Origin of the sequence: Bacillus sp. FSL R5-0397, from assembly GCF_038593395.1 — a bacterium.
Taxonomy (GTDB): Bacteria; Bacillota; Bacilli; order Bacillales; family Bacillaceae; genus Bacillus; species Bacillus altitudinis.
The window spans coordinates 74,620-96,368 of record NZ_CP151992.1 but is presented as its reverse complement, the minus strand read 5'-3'; the positions used below and the strand labels follow the sequence as shown (position 1 = coordinate 96,368).

The 21,749-nt window shown below is 42.9% G+C and carries 19 protein-coding genes and 1 rRNA gene; all 20 read right to left on the bottom strand.

What is annotated here, in order from left to right; genetic code table 11:
• Positions 1 to 177 precede the first annotated feature (177 nt).
• A 16S ribosomal RNA gene (locus NSQ70_RS00500) occupies positions 178 to 1,726 on the bottom strand.
• A gap of 341 nt (positions 1,727 to 2,067) precedes the next feature.
• Positions 2,068 to 3,567 carry a lysine--tRNA ligase gene (gene lysS / locus NSQ70_RS00495; RefSeq protein WP_024719373.1) on the bottom strand — a complete coding sequence of 500 codons (1,500 nt, stop codon included), beginning with the start codon at positions 3,565 to 3,567 and terminating at the stop codon, positions 2,068 to 2,070.
• 90 nt (positions 3,568 to 3,657) lie between these two features.
• Positions 3,658 to 4,659, bottom strand: coding sequence for a tRNA dihydrouridine synthase DusB (dusB, locus tag NSQ70_RS00490; protein ID WP_057078731.1), 1,002 nt, complete (start codon positions 4,657 to 4,659; stop codon positions 3,658 to 3,660).
• A complete protein-coding gene (locus tag NSQ70_RS00485; RefSeq protein ID WP_008341798.1) occupies positions 4,652 to 4,885 on the bottom strand; it encodes a helix-turn-helix transcriptional regulator in 234 nt (77 codons plus the stop codon). Before NSQ70_RS00485 ends, dusB begins: the two co-directional genes overlap by 8 nt.
• A complete protein-coding gene (gene folK / locus NSQ70_RS00480; RefSeq protein ID WP_135009434.1) occupies positions 4,837 to 5,340 on the bottom strand; it encodes a 2-amino-4-hydroxy-6-hydroxymethyldihydropteridine diphosphokinase in 504 nt (167 codons plus the stop codon). Before folK ends, NSQ70_RS00485 begins: the two co-directional genes overlap by 49 nt.
• Positions 5,337 to 5,699, bottom strand: coding sequence for a dihydroneopterin aldolase (gene folB, locus NSQ70_RS00475; RefSeq protein ID WP_024719372.1), 363 nt, complete (start codon positions 5,697 to 5,699; stop codon positions 5,337 to 5,339). The genes folK and folB overlap by 4 nt, the downstream gene beginning before the upstream one ends.
• The gene (gene folP, locus NSQ70_RS00470) at positions 5,692 to 6,549 is read right to left on the bottom strand and encodes a dihydropteroate synthase (protein WP_024719371.1); all 858 of its coding nucleotides are present in this window, start codon (positions 6,547 to 6,549) and stop codon (positions 5,692 to 5,694) included. The genes folB and folP overlap by 8 nt, the downstream gene beginning before the upstream one ends.
• Positions 6,550 to 6,558: 9 nt before the next feature.
• Entirely contained in the window at positions 6,559 to 7,407 is an 849-nt protein-coding gene (gene pabC, locus NSQ70_RS00465; RefSeq protein WP_061417642.1) for an aminodeoxychorismate lyase, read from the bottom strand.
• Positions 7,404 to 7,997 carry an aminodeoxychorismate/anthranilate synthase component II gene (gene pabA / locus NSQ70_RS00460; protein WP_008341810.1) on the bottom strand — a complete coding sequence of 198 codons (594 nt, stop codon included), beginning with the start codon at positions 7,995 to 7,997 and terminating at the stop codon, positions 7,404 to 7,406. Before pabA ends, pabC begins: the two co-directional genes overlap by 4 nt.
• Before the next feature lie 13 nt (positions 7,998 to 8,010).
• On the bottom strand, positions 8,011 to 9,429 hold the full coding sequence (locus tag NSQ70_RS00455; protein WP_249670788.1) for an anthranilate synthase component I family protein: 1,419 nt from the start codon (positions 9,427 to 9,429) through the stop codon (positions 8,011 to 8,013).
• 125 nt (positions 9,430 to 9,554) lie between these two features.
• Positions 9,555 to 10,478 (bottom strand): cysteine synthase A, encoded by a 924-nt coding sequence (gene cysK / locus NSQ70_RS00450; protein WP_008341814.1) that lies wholly within the window; start codon positions 10,476 to 10,478, stop codon positions 9,555 to 9,557.
• A gap of 77 nt (positions 10,479 to 10,555) precedes the next feature.
• Positions 10,556 to 11,458: a peptidyl-prolyl cis-trans isomerase gene (locus tag NSQ70_RS00445; protein ID WP_025206605.1), complete on the bottom strand. Its 903-nt coding sequence runs from the start codon at positions 11,456 to 11,458 to the stop codon at positions 10,556 to 10,558.
• Between the two features lie 52 nt (positions 11,459 to 11,510).
• Positions 11,511 to 12,386, bottom strand: a complete 876-nt coding sequence (gene hslO, locus NSQ70_RS00440; protein WP_007496169.1) for an Hsp33 family molecular chaperone HslO — start codon at positions 12,384 to 12,386, stop codon at positions 11,511 to 11,513.
• Between the two features lie 15 nt (positions 12,387 to 12,401).
• Complete coding sequence (locus tag NSQ70_RS00435) at positions 12,402 to 13,178, bottom strand: type III pantothenate kinase (protein WP_008341820.1); 777 nt, start codon at positions 13,176 to 13,178, stop codon at positions 12,402 to 12,404.
• A 163-nt stretch (positions 13,179 to 13,341) separates the two neighbouring features.
• Positions 13,342 to 15,246, bottom strand: coding sequence for an ATP-dependent zinc metalloprotease FtsH (gene ftsH / locus NSQ70_RS00430; protein WP_024719367.1), 1,905 nt, complete (start codon positions 15,244 to 15,246; stop codon positions 13,342 to 13,344).
• A gap of 95 nt (positions 15,247 to 15,341) precedes the next feature.
• Positions 15,342 to 15,881 (bottom strand): hypoxanthine phosphoribosyltransferase, encoded by a 540-nt coding sequence (hpt, locus tag NSQ70_RS00425; RefSeq protein WP_007496175.1) that lies wholly within the window; start codon positions 15,879 to 15,881, stop codon positions 15,342 to 15,344.
• Positions 15,882 to 15,896: 15 nt separating this feature from the next.
• Complete coding sequence (tilS, locus tag NSQ70_RS00420; RefSeq protein WP_039170108.1) at positions 15,897 to 17,300, bottom strand: tRNA lysidine(34) synthetase TilS; 1,404 nt, start codon at positions 17,298 to 17,300, stop codon at positions 15,897 to 15,899.
• A 96-nt stretch (positions 17,301 to 17,396) separates the two neighbouring features.
• The gene (locus tag NSQ70_RS00415) at positions 17,397 to 18,407 is read right to left on the bottom strand and encodes a protein kinase family protein (RefSeq protein WP_327872017.1); all 1,011 of its coding nucleotides are present in this window, start codon (positions 18,405 to 18,407) and stop codon (positions 17,397 to 17,399) included.
• On the bottom strand, positions 18,391 to 19,125 hold the full coding sequence (locus NSQ70_RS00410; protein ID WP_008341829.1) for a VWA domain-containing protein: 735 nt from the start codon (positions 19,123 to 19,125) through the stop codon (positions 18,391 to 18,393). The genes NSQ70_RS00415 and NSQ70_RS00410 overlap by 17 nt, the downstream gene beginning before the upstream one ends.
• 76 nt (positions 19,126 to 19,201) lie before the next feature.
• The gene (gene spoIIE, locus NSQ70_RS00405; protein ID WP_025206603.1) at positions 19,202 to 21,685 is read right to left on the bottom strand and encodes a stage II sporulation protein E; all 2,484 of its coding nucleotides are present in this window, start codon (positions 21,683 to 21,685) and stop codon (positions 19,202 to 19,204) included.
• Positions 21,686 to 21,749: the final 64 nt, after the last annotated feature.

Sequence of the window (21,749 nt, the reverse complement as noted above, 5' to 3'; positions counted from 1 at the left end):
TACTTTAGAAAGAATCACTATGTGTGATGAACTTTGCATTGCATTCAATGTGAATGTATTACTTATTGTTATCTAGTTTTCAAAGAACAATCCTGTCTCGCTAGAGACATGTTTTGAAGGAATGATCCTTCAAAACTAAACAAGACGAAAAACGTACGCTGCTCCATATATCCTTAGAAAGGAGGTGATCCAGCCGCACCTTCCGATACGGCTACCTTGTTACGACTTCACCCCAATCATCTGCCCCACCTTCGGCGGCTGGCTCCATAAAGGTTACCTCACCGACTTCGGGTGTTGCAAACTCTCGTGGTGTGACGGGCGGTGTGTACAAGGCCCGGGAACGTATTCACCGCGGCATGCTGATCCGCGATTACTAGCGATTCCAGCTTCACGCAGTCGAGTTGCAGACTGCGATCCGAACTGAGAACAGATTTGTGGGATTGGCTAAACCTTGCGGTCTCGCAGCCCTTTGTTCTGTCCATTGTAGCACGTGTGTAGCCCAGGTCATAAGGGGCATGATGATTTGACGTCATCCCCACCTTCCTCCGGTTTGTCACCGGCAGTCACCTTAGAGTGCCCAACTAAATGCTGGCAACTAAGATCAAGGGTTGCGCTCGTTGCGGGACTTAACCCAACATCTCACGACACGAGCTGACGACAACCATGCACCACCTGTCACTCTGTCCCCGAAGGGAAAGCCCTATCTCTAGGGTTGTCAGAGGATGTCAAGACCTGGTAAGGTTCTTCGCGTTGCTTCGAATTAAACCACATGCTCCACCGCTTGTGCGGGCCCCCGTCAATTCCTTTGAGTTTCAGTCTTGCGACCGTACTCCCCAGGCGGAGTGCTTAATGCGTTAGCTGCAGCACTAAGGGGCGGAAACCCCCTAACACTTAGCACTCATCGTTTACGGCGTGGACTACCAGGGTATCTAATCCTGTTCGCTCCCCACGCTTTCGCTCCTCAGCGTCAGTTACAGACCAGAGAGTCGCCTTCGCCACTGGTGTTCCTCCACATCTCTACGCATTTCACCGCTACACGTGGAATTCCACTCTCCTCTTCTGCACTCAAGTTTCCCAGTTTCCAATGACCCTCCCCGGTTGAGCCGGGGGCTTTCACATCAGACTTAAGAAACCGCCTGCGAGCCCTTTACGCCCAATAATTCCGGACAACGCTTGCCACCTACGTATTACCGCGGCTGCTGGCACGTAGTTAGCCGTGGCTTTCTGGTTAGGTACCGTCAAGGTGCAAGCAGTTACTCTTGCACTTGTTCTTCCCTAACAACAGAGCTTTACGATCCGAAAACCTTCATCACTCACGCGGCGTTGCTCCGTCAGACTTTCGTCCATTGCGGAAGATTCCCTACTGCTGCCTCCCGTAGGAGTCTGGGCCGTGTCTCAGTCCCAGTGTGGCCGATCACCCTCTCAGGTCGGCTACGCATCGTCGCCTTGGTGAGCCGTTACCTCACCAACTAGCTAATGCGCCGCGGGTCCATCTGTAAGTGACAGCCGAAACCGTCTTTCATCCTTGAACCATGCGGTTCAAGGAACTATCCGGTATTAGCTCCGGTTTCCCGGAGTTATCCCAGTCTTACAGGCAGGTTACCCACGTGTTACTCACCCGTCCGCCGCTAACATCCGGGAGCAAGCTCCCTTCTGTCCGCTCGACTTGCATGTATTAGGCACGCCGCCAGCGTTCGTCCTGAGCCAGGATCAAACTCTCCGAAAAAGTACAAAACCGAAGTTTTGCTTTTCGCCAGTTTGACTGACTACCTATGATGTATCATAGGATTTTTTATAAAAACTCGAATTAACAGGTACGTTTTGTCTTGTTTAGTTTTCAAAGACCATTTTCGTTATCGCTCGTAAGCGACTTCAATATCTTAACATTTCGCTTCGGTTGAAGTCAAGAACTTTTTTCATTTTCTTTTTTCAACCTCGTTGCTGTTTTGCGGCAACGAATAATAATATACCATCTGGATTCTTTTCTTGCAATAGTTTTTTTGAAAAAAATTTCATTTTATGAAAAATAAAAAGCGCCACAGATCAAATGGCGCTTTTGTTGATGTATTAACGGTTTCTCATTTGCGGGAAAAGCAGTACATCTCTGATTGATGGAGAATTTGTTAGCAGCATGATTAATCGGTCGATACCGATTCCTAGTCCGCCTGTTGGCGGCATGCCATATTCTAATGCTTCAACAAAATCGTCATCCATGAGATGCGCTTCGTCATTTCCTTCTTCGCGTTCTTTTAATTGAGCTTCAAAGCGTTCTCTTTGGTCGATTGGATCATTCAGCTCGGTGAATGCATTTGCATGCTCGCGACGCACGATGAATAGCTCAAAGCGGTCCGTGAAGCGCGGGTCTTCAGGATTTTTCTTAGCTAATGGAGAAATCTCAACTGGGTGCCCGTAAATAAAAGTAGGCTGAACCAGTGTTTCTTCTACTTTTTGCTCGAAGAACTCATTGATAATATGACCTACTGTCATGTTTTTTGTGATTTCAACATCGTGATCAGCAGCATGCTGTTTTGCTTCTTCTACAGACATCTCCTGCCAGAAGTCTACACCTGTTGCTTCTTTGACTGCTTCAACCATATGGAGTCTCTTCCATTCAGGTTTTAGATCAATTTGATCTTCTCCATATTGAATTGTTGTTGTTCCCAGCACCTCTTGGGCAATATGAGCAATCAAGTTTTCCGTTAGGTTCATGATGTCTTTATAGTCTGCATATGCTTCATACAGCTCAATCATAGTAAATTCCGGGTTATGACGAGTTGAGACTCCTTCATTACGGAATACGCGACCAATCTCGTATACTTTCTCTAGACCACCGACAATTAGACGTTTTAAATGCAGCTCGATCGCAATACGCATATAAAGTGGCATATCAAGTGCATTGTGATGAGTAATGAAAGGACGAGCTGATGCACCACCAGGGATGCTATGCATTGTTGGTGTTTCAACTTCTAGGTATCCTTTTGAATCTAAGTATCTTCTCATTGATTGAATGATTTTGCTTCGCATGATGAACGTCTGCTTACTTTCTGGATTGACAATCAGGTCAAGGTAACGCTGACGATAGCGTTGTTCTACATCTTTTAGTCCGTGATATTTATCAGGGAGCGGGCGAAGTGCTTTTGTAAGAACCTCAAAGCTAGTCGCTTTAATTGAAAGTTCTCCTACATTCGTTTTAAATACGGTTCCAGTCACACCGATAATATCGCCTAGGTCCGAGCTTTTGAATAATTCGTAAGCTTCTTCTCCTACACTATCTTTACGTACATAGATTTGAATTTGTCCTTCTAAGTCTTGAATGTGTGCAAAGCCAGCTTTCCCTTTTCCGCGTTTTGTCATCATACGGCCAGCAATTGTTACTTGAGCTGCTTTTTCTTCTAAGTCTTCTTTTGAAAACTCGTCATATTCAGCAATAATTTGTGCGGATTGATGAGAACGGTCATATCGTTCACCGAATGGATCGATACCCTCTTCTCTCATTTTATTCATTTTGTCACGTCTTACTTGGAATTGATCATTTAATTCTTCGTTATTAAGCCCTTCATTACTCATTTATATCACTCCAATAATGTATTTTGCAGAGAAAAGCAGAAAAACTGCCAGTACGTGCACTAGCAGTGAGCTACAAAAAGAAAGATAGTCTTATCCTACTTTTATTCTTTGAAGCTCTTTTGCCTCGGCTTCGATCGTAAAGTCATCTAGAACTTTTACAAGCTCCGCTCTCGTTTCACTTTGATTGATTTGGTTTCTTACATCTGCATTGCCCCGGACACCTTTTAAGTACCATGCTGCATGTTTTCTCATTTCTCTGACAGCCACATGCTCGCCTTTCAGGTCTATGAGTCTGTCTAAGTGAAGTTTGCACACAGACATTTTCTCACGCACATTAGGCTCTTCTTTTAGTTCACCCGTTTCTAAATAATGAACCGTCCGGTAAATCATCCACGGGTTTCCTAGTGCGGCTCTTCCGATCATGACAGCATCCACACCTGTTTCATCAAGCATACGTTTTGCATCTTGAGGGGTTTTGACATCTCCATTGCCGATGACTGGAATGGAAACAGATTGTTTGACCTCTTTTATAATATCCCAATTCGCTGTTCCTTCGTACATCTGCACACGTGTCCGTCCGTGAAGCGCAACCGCTTGTCCACCTGCTCGTTCAACAGCACGGGCATTGTCGATAGCGAAGATATGGTCTTCGTCCCAGCCCATTCTCATTTTCACAGTAACAGGTTTATCTACAGCTTCTACGACTGCGGATACCATTTCGTAAATCTTGTTTGGATCCAGCAGCCATTTCGCTCCTGCGTCACATTTCGTGATCTTTGGTACAGGACATCCCATATTAATATCAATAATGTCCGCCGTTGTATTCTGGTCTACAAACTTGGCCGCTTCTACGAGCGTGTCCTTTTCTCCCCCAAATATCTGAAGGCTCAACGGTTTTTCACGTTCATCAATGTACAGCATGCCCATCGTTCTGGCATTATTAATCAAGATCGCTTTGTCACTGACCATTTCAGCGCAGACTAAGCCCGCTCCAAACTCTTTCACCGTGAGTCTGAAAGCAGAGTTACACACACCAGCCATTGGTGCGAGCACTACTTTGTTTTTAATTTCGATATCTCCGATTTTAAACATCATGTCCCCTCCTTTCTTCTTCAAGTATTGGTGAAAGTTCTTCCACCGTTATATTTAAAGCATCTGCTATTTGACCAACCATTTGGTTTGTTGGTAATCGATTGCCTCGCTCAATTTCCCCTAAGACAGAGACAGAGATGCCCAGTCTTTTGGCGAACCCTTCCTGAGTATACCCTTTTAGCTTTCGGTATGCACGAATTCTTCTACCCCACATGTCTTTTTCCATATGCTTACACCTTCTTGGTCTGTTACGGCGTTTATCTGGGCTTCGCCGATTTCTGGGCAAATCTCACTCATCGGAACAAGAACGAATAAACGTTCGTACATTCTAGGATGCGGCACTACAAGTTGTTCTGTTTCAATATTTTCACGATTATAAAGTAAAATGTCAAGGTCAGCTGTCCGTGGACCCCACCTCACTTCTCTTGTTCTGCCTAACTCCTGCTCAATTTTCTGAGTCAGTGATAGAAGTTCTTCAGGACGAAGCGAGGTGGAAATCTTCACAGCCATGTTCAAGAAGTCATCCTGATTCTCGTAGCCTACAGGTGTTGTCTCATATATAGATGAAATGGATTCAACTTGAACACCTGGATGTTCGTGAAGTTTTTTGACAGCTTCTTTTAAATAGGTTTCCTTTTTACCTATGTTTGACCCTAAAGCGATATATGCTGTATTGTTCATGCGCGTGATCTCGTCATTTCAATGGCAACGGACTGATAGTGTCCTGGAATTGGCGGATCTGGTTTGATTACTTTTACTGTACATTCTTGAACTGTCGGAAAGTCCTTTAACACTTGATTTGCAATTCTTTCTGTCAGCGTTTCAACGAGGTTCACTGGGTCCCCTTCTACAATATTTTTGCAGATGTTGTAGAGCTCAGCATAGTTGATGGTCTCATTTAGGTCATCCGTTTGTCCTGCCTTACTTAAATCCAGTGAAGCTGTTAGGTCCACACGAAAGCGCTGGCCTAGTTTATTCTCTTCTGCAAATACACCGTGATAGCCGTAAAATTCCATTCCGTTTACATATACTTTATCGATGATAAGCGCCTCCTTTATTCAGCATGGCATCCATCATTTTTGCCATTCTTGCGATTTCTTTTACATCGTGCACTCGGACCATCGCGCTGCCCTTTTGAATTCCAAGACAGACCGTTGCACCCGTTCCTTCAGTACGTTCTTCAGGCGGCAGGTCTAAAACTGCACCGATGAATCGTTTGCGGGATGTTGCTAGAAGCAGCGGATACCCTAGGTGGCAAAAATGTTCAAGTTCATTCATGACCATGAGGTTGTCAGTTTTATTTTTCGCAAATCCTACACCAGGGTCTAATATAATCATGTCATCACGGACACCCGCTTGTTTTACAATTTGAACACTTTCTTTCAGATCTGCAATCATATCTGAAATCAGATGGGTGTAATTCCGCTCTGGTCGATTGTGCATTAAGATGATTGGCACGTTGTGCTTCGCTGCCACATGCGCCATTTGAGGATCAGCTTTCGCCCCCCATACATCATTAATGATTGAGGCTCCCGCTTTCACTGCCTCATCTGCGACATGGGCTTTATACGTATCAATAGAAATAGGTATGTCCAATTCTTTTGTGATCTTCTCAATGACAGGAATGACCCTTGAAAGCTCCTCTTGCTCTGAGACAAGTGCCGCCCCCGGCCGAGTCGATTCACCGCCAATATCAATAATATGCGCCCCATCTTCTATGAGTTGCGTTGCATGAGCCAGCGCTTTATCAATTTGATTGAATTTTCCTCCATCTGAAAAAGAGTCCGGTGTGACATTTAAAATGCCCATGACCAATGTCTTCTCTTCATAACTAAGGGTATGGTGCTTGGCTTGTATGATTTTAGGCTGTTTTATCAATTGTTGTGTCATTGTGTCCACCTACTCTTTATGTTCTAGACGTTCTTTTGTATATTCTGTTCTCAGCTTGGTCGAAATCGTTCGGTTGTGGTTTTGCAGGACGGTGTCTCCGATATTTTTAAAAGGCACAATTCCCTGAACCGAATTGGTCATCCACGCCTCATCAGCTGAGAGCAAGTGTGAGAGTGGATATCTTCCTTCTATTAGTGGGATCCCCGAAGCTTGCAGCGTTTCGATACAATATCGACGGGTAACCCCGTTTAAAATGCCGGTATCAAGTGAAGGTGTATAGATCACATCTTTTTTTCGCCAAAATAGATTTGACGTAATTCCTTCTGCCACATCGTCTTCTTTTGTTAAAAAGATCCCTTCTACAGACGGATCGTTCCCTACTTCTCTTTTCGCCAGCAGGTTGTTCATGTAATGATGCGACTTGAGCCGTCTTGGACCTTCCGGTGTGTTTCTTCTTGTATCAAGAATGATTCCCTGTTTTTCATCTACTATTGATTCAGGCCGGAATGGGGAGATCATCACAAAAACAACAGGCTCCTCATAAGGGTCTGCAGAAAATCCATTGCCTCTGCCCGCAGAAACATTGAAGCGGATCCTCGCATGACCGTCCGTTATTTGGTTTTGATTGAATAATGTATGAATGATGTCGAGTACAAATGGTTTCTCTATTGTGGATTCGATGCAAAGGTCACGCAATGATTGATTGAGCCTTTCAAGATGCCAGTCTAACAAGAAGACTTGTCCTGCTAGAGAGGTAAATGTTTCGAATACACCGATGCCATATAGAAAACCATGATCAAAAGGAGAAAGAGTCGCGTCTTTCTCCTCTATATACTGACCGTTCAGGTAAATGATCATGCGTTTACTTCATTCCCCTTTTTACGATAGGTTTCAATGAAATTTCTGAGCATTTCTTTACCAAAGGACGTCATAATCGATTCTGGATGGAATTGAACACTTTCAATCGGAAGTTCTTTATGGCGAATGGCCATGAGTTCGCCTTCCTTTGTGCTCGCTGTTCTGACAAAGCACTCCGGTAGCGTCTCGTCTTTAACAATTAATGAATGATATCTCGTTGCGACGAGCGGATTTTGGAGTCCCGTGAAGACACCTTTGCCGTCGTGTTCAATCTCTGATGTTTTCCCATGCATTAACCGCTCCGCACGAATGACATCTCCACCAAATACTTGTGCAATGGATTGATGACCTAAGCAGACACCGAAGATCGGAATCTTCCCAGCAAAATGTTTGATCGCTTCCATACTAATTCCTGCTTCATCCGGACTGCAAGGTCCTGGAGAAATCATCAGAAAGTCTGGCTTGAGCTCTTCGATTTCTTGAATAGTGACTTGATCGTTTCGTTTTACAATCAGTTCTTCCCCAAGCTCACCTAAATACTGTACCAGGTTGTACGTAAATGAATCGTAATTATCAATCATTAATATCATACTCTGCTCACCTCTAACTCAAAATAGTCTCTTCTTTGCTCAACTGTAATGCTTTTTTCACTGCATAGGCTTTTTTAATCGATTCTTTGTATTCGTGCTTTGGTACAGAATCGATGACAATGCCTGCACCTGACTGCATGAAGGCTCTGCCCCCTGTACAATAAGCCGTGCGAATGACGATATTAAAATGCATATCTTGATTGAATCCAAACCAGCCTATAGATCCAGTATAAAGCCCACGCCTTGTCGGCTCAAGCTCTTCTATGATTTCCATTGTTCTCACTTTTGGCGCACCTGTAATCGTGCCGCCTGGGAATACAGCTCTCATGACATCTACTGCATCACAATCATCACGTAGCTCCCCTTGGACATTTGATACAATGTGCATCACGTGTGAATATTTCTCAATGGCCATAAACTCGTTCACCTTGACTGAGCCATAAGTAGACACTCGTCCAAGATCATTCCGCTCAAGATCAACGAGCATCACATGTTCTGCGCGTTCTTTTTCATCTTCAATGAGTTCTTTTGCCAGCGCTTGATCTTCCGCATCATCCTTGCCTCTTGATCTTGTGCCAGCGATCGGTCTTGTTTCGAGCTGAATGCCTTTTTTCTTAATAAGCAGTTCTGGAGATCCACAGACAATTTGGAAATCTGGCGTGTGCAGATATGACATATATGGAGATGGATTCACGTGACGTAATGTTTTGTATAAATGATATGGGTGGGTATGAAGCTGTTCATCTTGTCTAATCGATAGGTTCACTTGGAACACGTCACCGTTCGCGATATATTGTTTAATCGTTTCTACAGCTTCCCCGAAAGCTTCTTCAGTAAAAGGTGCAGCAGGTACACATTCCGAAGAAGACACATTGACAGGTGAATGTGCTGATTCTTCTGATGTGCTTGTCCAGCTGTGCTTTAATTCTTCGAGTCTTTGATGAACTTCACTGACAGGTTCGTCTCCTTCTGTATGAGTCATCAGCCAGAGGACGTCTTTATTATGATCAAAGACAGCGACATCATTGAATACGAGGAAATACAAATCAGGCGTCTTCAAATCATCGATGGACAGCATTTTAAAATGCTCGATATATCTTGCGTAATCATAGCTTAAAAATCCAATCGCTCCACCTTGGAAGTCAGGGTATTCGTCGTTCGTTTCGGTTTGTAGGGTTTGAAACCAATCAGCAAACGCCCTAAAAGGATCTCCCTCTTTGAACAACACCTCATTCTGATAATGGATGGTGGTCATCCCGTCCTTCCCTTTCGCTTTAGCGATCGGATGAATGCCGGCAATACTGTATTCTCCGCCACGTGCACTTTCAAGAAGGACGTGATGTGATTCATGAGCCGTTAATTGTTCGTATCGTTTCAAGAATGCATCTTTCGTAAAAGGAATTTTGATGCCCATCGGCCTACGTTGTGTCATGTAATCATCCTTTTTTTATTTTCATTAATCTTATTGTAATGCAATCCATTTTAATTAGAAAATAGTATTTGCTTTCCATCTTCAGAATTCATGAAAAAACCCCAGCAAATGCTGGGGTGTATTGTTTAATCAAATTGATAAAGCGGCGTACTAAGGTAACGTTCACCGTTACTTGGAATAATCGCTAGAACCTTTTTCCCTTTACCAAGCTTCTTCGCTGTTTGTAGCGCTGCATAAATGGCTGCTCCTGAAGATATACCACCAAGGATTCCTTCTTCTTTCGCTGCCTTTCTTGCAAGTTCAAATGCATCTTCGTTTTTCACTTGGATAATGCCGTCATATACTTCTGTGTTCAAGATAGATGGAACAAAGCCTGCTCCGATGCCTTGAATTTTATGCGGACCTGGTTTACCGCCTGATAGTACAGGAGAATCTGTTGGTTCTACCGCATAAAGCTGAATAGATGGAATGGCTTCTTTCAGGACTTCACCAGCACCTGTAATCGTACCACCCGTACCAACTCCTGCAATAAATGCATCAAGGTCGCCGTCAAACTGTTCAAGAATCTCTTTCCCTGTTGTGCGGCGGTGAATCTCAGCATTGGCTTCATTGCTGAACTGCTGAGGCATGAAGTATCCGTGCTCTTCTGCTAATTCTTCTGCTTTTTTGATGGCACCTTTCATTCCTTCTGCACCCGGTGTTAATACAAGTTCTGCACCGTAAGCGCGTAAAAGGTTGCGGCGCTCCTGACTCATTGTATCCGGCATAACTAAAATCGCATTAATTCCTTTTGCAGCCGCGACCATCGCAAGACCGATTCCTGTGTTTCCGCTTGTTGGCTCAATGAGTGTGTCACCAGCTTTTAATGTACCTTTTGCTTCAGCATCTTCGATCATAGCTAACGCAATACGATCTTTTACACTGCTGCCTGGGTTCATATATTCAAGTTTCAAGTAGACATCCGCACTGTCTTCATCTACTAAACGGTTTAATTTAACGACTGGTGTATTTCCTATTAGTTCAAAAACTGAATTTGCAATACGAGCCATCACTAACACCTCTATCTCCGAGTAATTTTATTGTATTAATATTAAATTATCAATTTCGAAAAATTTTGTCAATGCTTTTAGTCCTGCTCTCCATCGTAAAACCATGTGACTTTTGCTTCTTTCCACAGGGTTTTGACATTCGCCTTTTCACCCAGATCTTCCATGGCGATCTGTCTTTTGATCTGATCTTTGACTTCTTCATAAGAGAAGGAGCGGCCATTTAATTTTTCTTTTAATTGTATGATGGCATAACCGTTTTTGATCTCGATCGGCTCTTTCGTCCATTCATCTGGCTGAAGCTTTTGGGCTTCCTGTATGTATAGGGCTGGAATGCTTTCTTGCTCTTCTGTGACAAATCCAAGATCTCCGCCGTAAGGAGAGGTATATCGATCGGTGGATCGTTCAGCTGCTACAGCTTCGAAACTAGATCCGCCCTTTAAATCTTTTAATACACTTTGTGCCTCGTCTTTTGTTTTCACAACAATGTGGCGAATTCGGTATGAGTCATCATATTGATACAAGTCTTTGTTTTTTTCATAAAAGGATTTGGCTTCTTTTTCAGAAACGACCGCATCTCTCGTTAGAAGCTGTTCTAATAAAATTTGATAACGAATCTGCTCTTTCCATTCCTTTTCACTTGTATGACCGTCTTCGTAGAAATTATTAGATACCGCTTTCAGCATCAGCAGCTCACGATTGATCTCTTTTGAAGATACCTCCAGCTTGTTTTCTTTCGCAAGCTGATTGACTACCTTCTGATTAATCATTTGTTCAAGTGTTGCCTTTCCGTAGCGGTCTTCCATTTTCTTTAACCATTCTTGACGTGTGACTTTCTCTTTCCCAATAGAAGCAATTTCTTCACCGCTCTTCCCATTTGAAGAAGCCTGCGACATTTGTGACTTTGTTAATACATATGCAATGACAACGGCATTAATCATGAGCAGAACGAGGATAAATGTCCATACCACTCTTGCTTTCAGTCTCATCTTTCGTCTCCTTTCCATTCTAAAAAGAAAACCCGCTGCTTAGAGCTTAGCGGGTTATTTCTTCACGTAGCTCTTCTAGCTCTTCTTTTGTAAATACATACGTTTCGTTACAAAAATGGCATTGAGCTTCTGCTTGTCCGTCTTGTTCAATCATATCCTCAATTTCGGCTTTCCCTAGGCTGATAATACCGTTGGCAAACCGTTCTTTTGAGCAGTTACAAGAAAATTCGACAGGTACAGTTTCTAAGATTTGAGGTTTTTCACCGAGCACTTCTTCTAAAATTTCTTCAGGAGTCATCCCTTTTTCAATCAGTTTAGAGATCGGTTCAATGGTTGATAATCTCTTTTCGAGTCTTTCGATGACTGCATCTTCTGTTCCAGGCAGCAATTGAATGATGAAACCGCCTGCTGCAAGGATCGAGTTGTCTGGATTGACAAGAACACCCACACCTACAGAGGATGGCACTTGTTCAGAGGAGACCAGGTAATAAGTAAAGTCATCTCCAATTTCACCTGAGACAATTTCCGTTTGCCCTGTAAAGTGGTCTTTCAGTCCGATATCTTTGACAACACTTAACGTTCCAGATGTTCCAACAGCACGTCTAACGTCCAGCTTCCCATGTTCATTTAAATCAAAGTGAACTTGTGGGTTTGAGACATATCCGCGCACCTGACCTTTTGCGTTTCCATCCGCAATGATGGCTCCGATCGGCCCACCGCCTTCAATTTTGACAGTTAATTTATTCTCGCCTTTCAGCATGGCTCCCATCATGACAGTCGCTGTCATGGTTCTGCCGATAGCAGCTGAAGCAGTTGGCCACGTATGGTGTCTTCTCTGCGCTTCGTTGATTGTATCTGTTGTGTTCGCAGCATACGCACGGACTTTCCCGTCATATGCTAACGCTTTAACTAAATAATCCATTTTGATTAAACCCTCCTATAATACACCGACACGATTGCGTTCATAAATTAATTGAAGTCCTTTTAATGTGAGGAACGGATCGACAATATCAATACAGTCTGATTCATTTCCAATCAATGTAGACAAACCGCCTGTTGCAATGACTTTCGGTGTTTGTTTGGCTTGCTGCTTCATCCGTTTCACTATGCCCTCGACTTGCCCAACATATCCATAAAGGATGCCGGATTGCATCGCACTGATGGTATTTTTTCCAACAATGTGATCTGGACGGACAATTTCAATTCTTGGCAGCTTAGCCGCTCTTGTATATAAAGCCTCTGTTGAGATGGTAATACCAGGTGCAATCGCCCCACCCATGTATTGTTTTTGTTCATTGATATAGCAGTAGGTTGTGGCTGTTCCAAAGTCTACCACAATGAGAGGTGCCCCATACAGGTGAATGGCCGCCACTGCGTTCACAATTCGATCAGCGCCGACTTCCTTTGGATTGTCACACATAATGTTTAATCCAGTCTTCATGCCAGGCCCAACGATTTGAGGAGTAATGTGAAAATACTTTTCGCACATTCTTTCCAGAGCAAACATCATTGGCGGGACAACAGAAGAAATGATAATCCCTTCTATCTGGTCAAACATCAGCCCTACATAGTCAAATAAGGATCGGATTGCCATACCAAATTCATCTTCTGTTTTATGACGGCTTGTTTCAATCCGCCAATGGTAGTTCAAATCGCCATTATGATAAACACCTAAAACGGTATTTGTGTTTCCTACATCTATCACGAGTAACAACTTCATCACCACTTTGAATAGTGTCTCAAAAAGAGCATTTTTCGACTTTCTATCATACCATACACGAATTGAGTTCCATTTGTAAACAATTCGAAACCGATCCATTCATGAATCGAAATAAAAAAAGCTGCCGGTGAGCCCGACAGCTTTTTATAGAAGGAGATTAGATCTCCTCGTCTTCTTCTTTTTTCTTGATGTTCACTTTCACATCATCGTTTTTCTCTTCGTCATCTGCGTATACACGCTCTGGAAGCTTTCCAGTTTCGTAAAGAGATTTAATTTGTTCAGCATCTAATGTTTCCACTTCTAGAAGAGCTTGTGCGATGATTTCTAGCTTATCTTTATTCTCAGTGAGAATTTGTTTCGCACGTTCGTAGCTTTCTTTGATGAAGCGCTGAACTTCTTGGTCAATTTCATAAGCGATCGCTTCACTATAATTCGGCTCGTTGTTGAAATCACGGCCAAGGAATACTTGACCTCCTTGTGCTTGACCGAATTGTAGAGGACCAAGTTTATCAGACATACCGAACTCTGTGACCATTCTTCTTGCAATGCCTGTTGCACGCTGGAAGTCGTTGTGTGCGCCTGTACTTACTTCACCAAACGTAATTTCCTCTGCAACACGGCCGCCGAGCAAGCCGACGATTTTATCAAGAAGCTCTGGCTTCGTTTGGAAATAACGGTCTTCTCTTGGAAGCATGACCGCATATCCGCCTGCCTGACCACGAGGAACGATCGTTACTTTATGCACCATATCCGCTTCGTCTAGGATAAGCCCAATGACGGTATGACCTGCTTCATGGTACGCCACGATATTACGTTCTTTCTTCGAAATGACACGGCTTTTCTTAGCCGGTCCAGCAATGACACGGTCAGTTGCTTCGTCGATATCACGCATATCAATTTTCTTTTTGTTTTGACGGGCAGCAACAAGTGCTGCTTCGTTTAGTAAGTTCTCAAGATCTGCCCCAGAGAACCCTGGTGTTCTGCTTGCAATGGCTTTCAAGTTGACTGTATCATCAAGCGGTTTGTTTTTCGCATGAACCTTCAGTACTTCTTCACGACCAATGACATCTGGGCGGTCAACCGTAATTTGACGGTCAAAACGTCCCGGACGTAGCAATGCAGGATCTAGGATATCTGCACGGTTCGTTGCAGCAATGATGATAATCCCTTCGTTGGCACTAAAACCATCCATTTCAACAAGAAGCTGGTTAAGCGTTTGTTCACGCTCATCATGACCACCGCCAAGACCTGCTCCACGCTGACGACCCACTGCATCAATCTCATCAATAAAGATTAAGCAAGGTGCATTCTTTTTCGCATTTTCAAACAAATCACGTACACGTGATGCACCGACACCGACGAACATCTCGACGAAGTCAGAACCACTGATGCTGAAGAAAGGAACGCCTGCTTCTCCTGCAGATGCTCTCGCAAGCAATGTTTTACCTGTACCTGGAGGTCCTACTAGTAAAACCCCTTTAGGGATTCTTGCGCCAAGCTCCGCAAATTTACGTGGATCTTTTAAGAATTCAACCACTTCTACGAGCTCTTGTTTTTCTTCATCCGCACCGGCAACATCTTTAAATTTCACACGTTTCTTCTCTTCTGTGTAAAGCTTTGCCTTACTCTTACCAAAGTTCATGACACGGCTTCCACCGCCTTGAGCTTGGTTCAATAAGAAGAAGAACAGGATAAAGATGATGATGAATGGAATGATGGTTGTCAGAACTTGCAGCCATCCATTTGTTTCAGGTGCTGGTTCTACTTTTACATCTGTATTCTTCAGTGCACTGTAAATCTGGTCAACACCTTGACCATCTGGAACATGGGTAATGAAGTATTCATCTTTCTTCGCACCATCTAATTGACCACGAATTTCATAAACCCCTCTTACAGGCTGGATGGAGATACTCTCCACTTTTCCCGCACTTAAATTTTGCGAAAATTTGCTGTAAGACATGTTCTCAGGCTTTTGATTAGGGGATCCTAACCAACTGACAACCCCTATCACAAGTAATAAAATAAGTATATAAAAAATCGTATTACGAAAAACCCGATTCATTCCTTACCTCCTCCCACAGTAAGCACAACTATGTTCAATAGTATCATAGAAAATCATTCCAACACAACCAATAACCTCATGTAAACGTGTGCTCATTAGCCTTCGTAAACAGATGGTTTTAACACTCCAATATACGGGAGGTTTCGGTAACGTTCGGCAAAATCCAATCCATAGCCAACAACAAATGCATCTGGTACTTCAAACCCAACATAATCTGCTTTGATGTCTGCTTTGCGGCCGCTTGGTTTATCAAGCAATGTCACAATTTTAATGGAGTTTGCTTTACGGTATCGGAAAAGCTCTACCAGATAACTCAAAGTTAACCCACTGTCGATGATATCTTCCATAATTAGAATATCTCTTCCTTCAACAGAAGTATCTAGATCTTTGATGATCTTCACTTCTCCAGAAGATACGGTAGACTTTCCGTAGCTAGATACATCCATAAAATCAAGCTCTAAATATGTATCAATGTGTTTGATCAGGTCTGCCATGAATGGAAGAGCCCCTTTCAAAACACCAATAGCCAGGGGAAATTTACCATCATAATCGCTGGTTAATGTTGCACCCAGTTCCTTCACTTTTAGCTGGATCTCTTCTTCTGAGATCAAAATCTTTTCAATATCTTGTTTCATGCTTTTGCTTGCCCCCTACAAATTTTCGTGCTGTCTATATTGTAATACAATGAGATCGCTGTTTGTCATATCAATTTCTTCAAAAACGGATTTTTTCAGACCTGGGATCCAGATGATTTGATGATCCGAGTCAGTGACGATCGGCCAGCTGTCTCTTTCTGCAAGAGGCACTTTTTTATCAATAAATATATCTTTCACCTTTTTTGATCCATTCATCCCTTTAAGTTTGATTCGATCACCGTTTTTTCGTGAGCGAATGATCAAAGGAAGACGAACATGATCTTTTTGAAGCAAGAAAAAATGGTTTCCGTTCCGTGCATCCTCCGGAACATGATTTGATACCAAGATAGACTGTCCATTCGGGAGAAAAAGTTCCTCGCCAAGCTCACCTCTTAAATGATGAGTATATGACTGATCTATGACAAGCGATCGTTCAAAGGTAAACATACAGTGATCATAAGATTTGACAGCTTGTAAACCTTTTGGCAAATCTAATGATCCAGACGGTTGATCAGTATGAGATAACCAGTCCAAAGTCCCTAGAATATGCTGGTTTGAAAACGCTGATTGAGTGTTTTCATAAAGATAGTTTAATATTAGTTGAATGCCTCTTCTTTGTAAAGGCAAAGGCAGGTCAAGCAAAGGCTTCGTTTTGATCTCAATTTGCTTAGGCGTTTGATTCGTAATGACTTGATGCATTTGATCCTTTGTTAATGCCTGCAAGTACTGCTCATCCTCAGTCAGCATGTCACTTACAAACTGAAAGCTTTCATGCACATGAGGTGCCTCTTCTTTTAACACGGGAAGAACGTGTCTTCTGATCCGGTTTCTCAAGTAGTCATCGGTGTGATTGCTTTGATCAATGACATAAGGAACTTGTTCTTTTTCGCAAGCAGTGAGTACATCATCCTTAGAATATCCAATCAGCGGACGAATCAGCCACCCTTCTTGAAAAGGGCGCTTTGCTTGCATACCTGCGAGTCCTATTCCAACAGTCCCTCTTGTCAGCCTCATCACCATTGTTTCTACTTGATCGTCTCCATGATGTGCAAGCGCTATAAATTGAGCGTTGTACTGTTCCATCAATTGACGAAAGAAAGCATATCTGCACTCTCTTGCAGCTGCCTGTTTGTTTAAGCGGTTTTCTTTTGCATATTGGGTGACCTGTATACGAGCCGATTCAAAAAGGATCTCATGCTCTTTACAGTACGCTTCAACAAATGCCAAATCAGCAAAGGATTCTTCTCCTCTGAACATGTGATCTACATGGGCTGCAATCAGCTGAAAGGAACCTTTTCGACGTTTGTTTAGTTCATGCAGCAAGAGCATAGAATCTGGTCCGCCAGAAACCCCGACAATGACTGTCGTATTTTCAAGGAAAACATCATGTTTTTTCAAAAAAGATTCAATTCTATTCACAACTTCCTCCTCACAAAGAGCAGGTAATTTAAAGATATACATATCCTATCACTTTCATTAGCTCCAAGCAAAGAAGAAGCCTGCTTTTTTACAGCTCTATAATAGGAATAAAACCACATAGGCACAGTAAAGAGCGAGCACACTGCATAAGATGAGAATGGTTTCAAAAAGCCCGCCTGATTTTTTGCGTACTGATGTTCTTTTCGCAGCAGCAACTCTTGATCGTGAAGGTGCGGCCTGTTGATGTTGGGGAACAGCTGGCTTTTGCCTATTTTGCTGTGATGGCTTCTTCTGTCGTGATTTTCTTGAAGCAAGCAATTGTCCTTCTTTCAACATCGCGCTTTTCATGTCTGCCGCTGATTGATATTTGCCTTGGAGAGCCGCTTTTAACACCCTCTCATATCGCTTTAATAAAGGATGTCCTTCAATCGCTCGATAAAGCTGCTTTTCTGGTTCTGCCCCTTTTTTAAATTCTTTTTTATAGGCACAGTTCACCATGACCATACTTAAGGCAAATAGATCATAAGAAGGTTCTGCTTTTCTTGTACCGAAGCCCCAGTAGCCGCGGTCAAAAAACTCGGTGTATTCCTTAATCGCCCTTCCTGCCTTCGTTGTTCCTCCAACATCAATACAACGAATCGTAGCTGGGGGTCCTGAAACGATGAGATTATCAGGCTTCAAGTCACCGAAGATCCAGCCTTCCTTATGTAAGTGAGCAAGGTTAGACAACAGTTGAATCATGAGAACGACGATCCATTCATCGCCTTTTTGTTTCACAAATTCAAGCAGCAATGGCCCTCTGACATACTCCATGACATAAAACGACCGTTTCTCTGACATTCCAGGATAAAGAGCATCATCCATATCATAAAAAGAAGGCCCCATGGTTTTCACAGGAGCCTTTGAAAAGGATTTTAATACATTGACTTCAGATGCAATGAGCATACTGTCATCACTCACTTTAAGGGCCACTTGTCCCTTTAGCGATTCGGCCAGATAAACCACACCGTTCGCCCCTTTTCCCAGCTCTTTTACAATGCGGTAATGTTGGTGATGCCACTTTCCCTTTATCATTGTACCTAATGGGATGTTAGAAGCCGAATTCATCATGTTCTTCCTTCGCTTCAAGCAGCCCTTTTCGTGATCGAACTGATTTGAAATGCTGGAGTGCTTCTCGAATTGCTGGTCCTGTCGGTGTAATTCCTCCTGTTGTCAGCTTCGGGAAAATCGATGATAACGAATCGAACCGTGGCGTCCAGTTCAACACAATTTCTGCATCTGAGTTTTTCCCGGGAAATACACACATCCCAAACTGATTTTCACCAATTCTCGAATTTAGACTAATAGAGAGATCGATGAGTGCTTCTTTGACCGTTGGCAACTTCGGTTTCATACTTGCACTCGTATCCACAAGCACAAGCACTTGAAGATGAACCGTCTCACCGAGCTCGTCCACAACTTCCATCACTTCTCCACGCTTATCTGGGGGAAGTTCTTCAATTTCAGTATCTTTGCCAAGAATTTGCTGCAATTCTTTATTCACAACACCTTGTAACGTTTGCGTCATCGCCTTTTTTGTAACCATTTGTACGGTTTGAGACAATTGCTGAACGTAGACAACCTGATGAATGCCTCCGCCTGCTAGAGCAATCCCCTCTACTTCTTTCATCGCTTCATGATCGTGTCTGTTCTCTTCCATAATGCCAATGACATTGACTGTGATCCCTTGCTCCTTTGCCAATGCGGCAATCGCAAGTGGGTCTTCCCCATGATTTGAGCAGCCATCTGTAATCAGTAAGATTTGGTTTACGTGACCTTTTCGCATCTTCATTCCTCCTGGGATTGTAACTGAATGCTTATATCCCCATCATCGCCAGAAGAAATTCATATTATACGATATTTCAAGAAATCTCTTGTTTCTGGAGATAGAATGTACCTGTCGGAATGGATGCCCATTTTGGTGTATTGTGGTCGAGCCTAATGACGACAACCGTCATATCGTCATCGATTTGACCTGCTCTTGTGCGAATGACCTCCTCCATTAATAAATCAGCAATCTCTTGCGGATCTTCTGTTTTAAAGCTCTTCATTTTTCGTTTGACCCACAAATCATGATTTTCGATATGCTTTGGTCCTTCAAAGATACCGTCGCTCATCATGATAAGGAGATCTCCTGCCTTCATCTGTTCACTCACCACTTCTACTTCAAATTCATCAATAATGCCAATAGGCAAGTTGCTGGCCTGTACCTTCATCACTTGATCACCACGTTTAATAAAACTTGGAGTGGAGCCAATCTTGAGGAACTTACAGCTCGCATCCTGTAAATCAATGATGGATAAGTCTAATGTGGAATAGACTTCATCTGTTGTCCGTAAAGATAAAATGCTATTAATCGTTTTAATCGCTACTTTTTCATCAATACCAGACGCCAAGATTTTTTCTAACAGCTTGATCGTTTCATTGCTTTCAAAATGGGCTCTTGCTCCATTTCCCATCCCATCACTAATAGCTGCGGCATATTTACCTGCACCCAGCTCCATCATGCTGTAGCTGTCTCCAGATACTAATCCTCCGCCTTTCGCTGCATGTGCTACACCTGTAGACACTCGATACGATTTTGCAGAACCGAATACAACATGACAATAACCTGTTGGATGCTCCGCACACTGCTCTGCTTTGACTAAAACTTGTTCTTCTAAAATATCCGAGAGCATTGGAGCGATGATTTTTTCGCATTCCCCATGACCTTGGCAATAGGGAATTCTCATCTCTATATCAACATTTCCCTGTTCTAAGCTATAAATTTCAACTTGCTGAATTTCAATTCCAAAGTTCTGAAGTGCTTCTATCATCTGCTCTTCCTGAATAAAATGCTGCTCTCTTTCTCGTTTTATTTCCCGGGAAAAATCCTCCATGACTTGCGAAACACCCATCAGTTGTTCGGCCACAAGGCGCCTGCTGTCTTGGACCTTTTTCTTTAAGGTCTGATTTGCTTTATAGTAAGCTATCTCCTCTTCAATCAATTCTTCTACATGCTTTGATTTTGAGCAGTGCTGACTGAATTTCTTTTTCAACTTCCGGTTATGCTCGTACGTTTTTTCATCAGATTCATGCATAACTTGTTTCATGAGTTCATAGGTTGTATCAAAGTTCTGCACCCAGCATTTATTTTTCTTATAGCACGTTTGACAGGAACGTTCTGTGATCGTACTTAAAAAAAGATCTACATCCTCTTCCTGCTTCTTCTCCTCAGGAATGGATTCGTAAAATGTCGCAAAACTCTCAGACAGCGCATGAAATACATTAGAGAATTGATCTACCTTTTTTGCTGTCACGTCTCGTACTTTTCTGGCATATTGCTGCTGTTCCTGTACATGCTCTACCGTACCAGGAATATATTTTGCCACCTTGGACGTTACTGACTGTGGCGTGAGCAAAAACAGTGCAACTGCGATGAGTGATTCATATAGCGTTGTCATCAGCCCTGCTGACCCTTCACCGTAGAGGGAGATTAGTAAAGAACCCACAATCAAGCCGATGGCGGCTCCTGCTTTTTTCCCCTCTTTTAGTAATCCGCCTAATAAGCCCGAAAAGGCAAGCAGACTCATCTGATAAAGGTTGCCGATGTTGGCGAGACCAAGAATTAATCCAGTTACAACACCCACTGTACAACCAATACTCGCTCCTCCAATAAAGGCAAAGCTCAACACTACATATCGTGACAAAATATGCTCTGCCTGCATTCCTTGAAATGTGATCCCAGCCAGACCTGTTAAAACTGAAGCGATTAATATCATAAAGCAAATAATTTCTTCAACCTTTAAAGAGTGTTTGATTTTCCTGACTGTAAAAATCGGCAAACTTTGAAGAAAAATCAGTGTCAAAATGAAGGCAAGTCCAGCTTCAACCCCCGCCATCACATAGTCATAGCTTTGAACCGCACCCTGCTCGAGGTAAACAAAAGTTCCCCTGGTCATCAGCATTGAGAGCACAATCACAACCGGTAATGTTTTCACTGGGTCTTTGATGATAAATGAAACGACCTTTGACATGAGGAGGAATACGATCAATGACGCAAACACGAATAATGCATTTTGAGGTGATATCGTCATCGCTCCAGCGAGTAAAGCAAGACAAGCAAGCATTGCTTTATCCCTTTTAATGAGCAGCATGGACCCAAAGAAAGGCAATGCAAACGGCATAATTTCAGATAAGATAAAGGCTCGTCCCAATAAAAAGCCCAGAACAACATAAATAAACCCTTTATAGAAAAAAAGAGAATGCGTATGATGAAGAAACAGGTTTTTCATCTTTTTTAACCCTGCACTGATTCTTTCAAACCCGGCTCCCGTTAAATCAGTTCTTCTTTCTAGTTTTTCCATCTTTTCATCCCCCACCTGATATTCGTTGCTTGCATTATAGCGAAGGTGAAAAAGAAATTTTGTC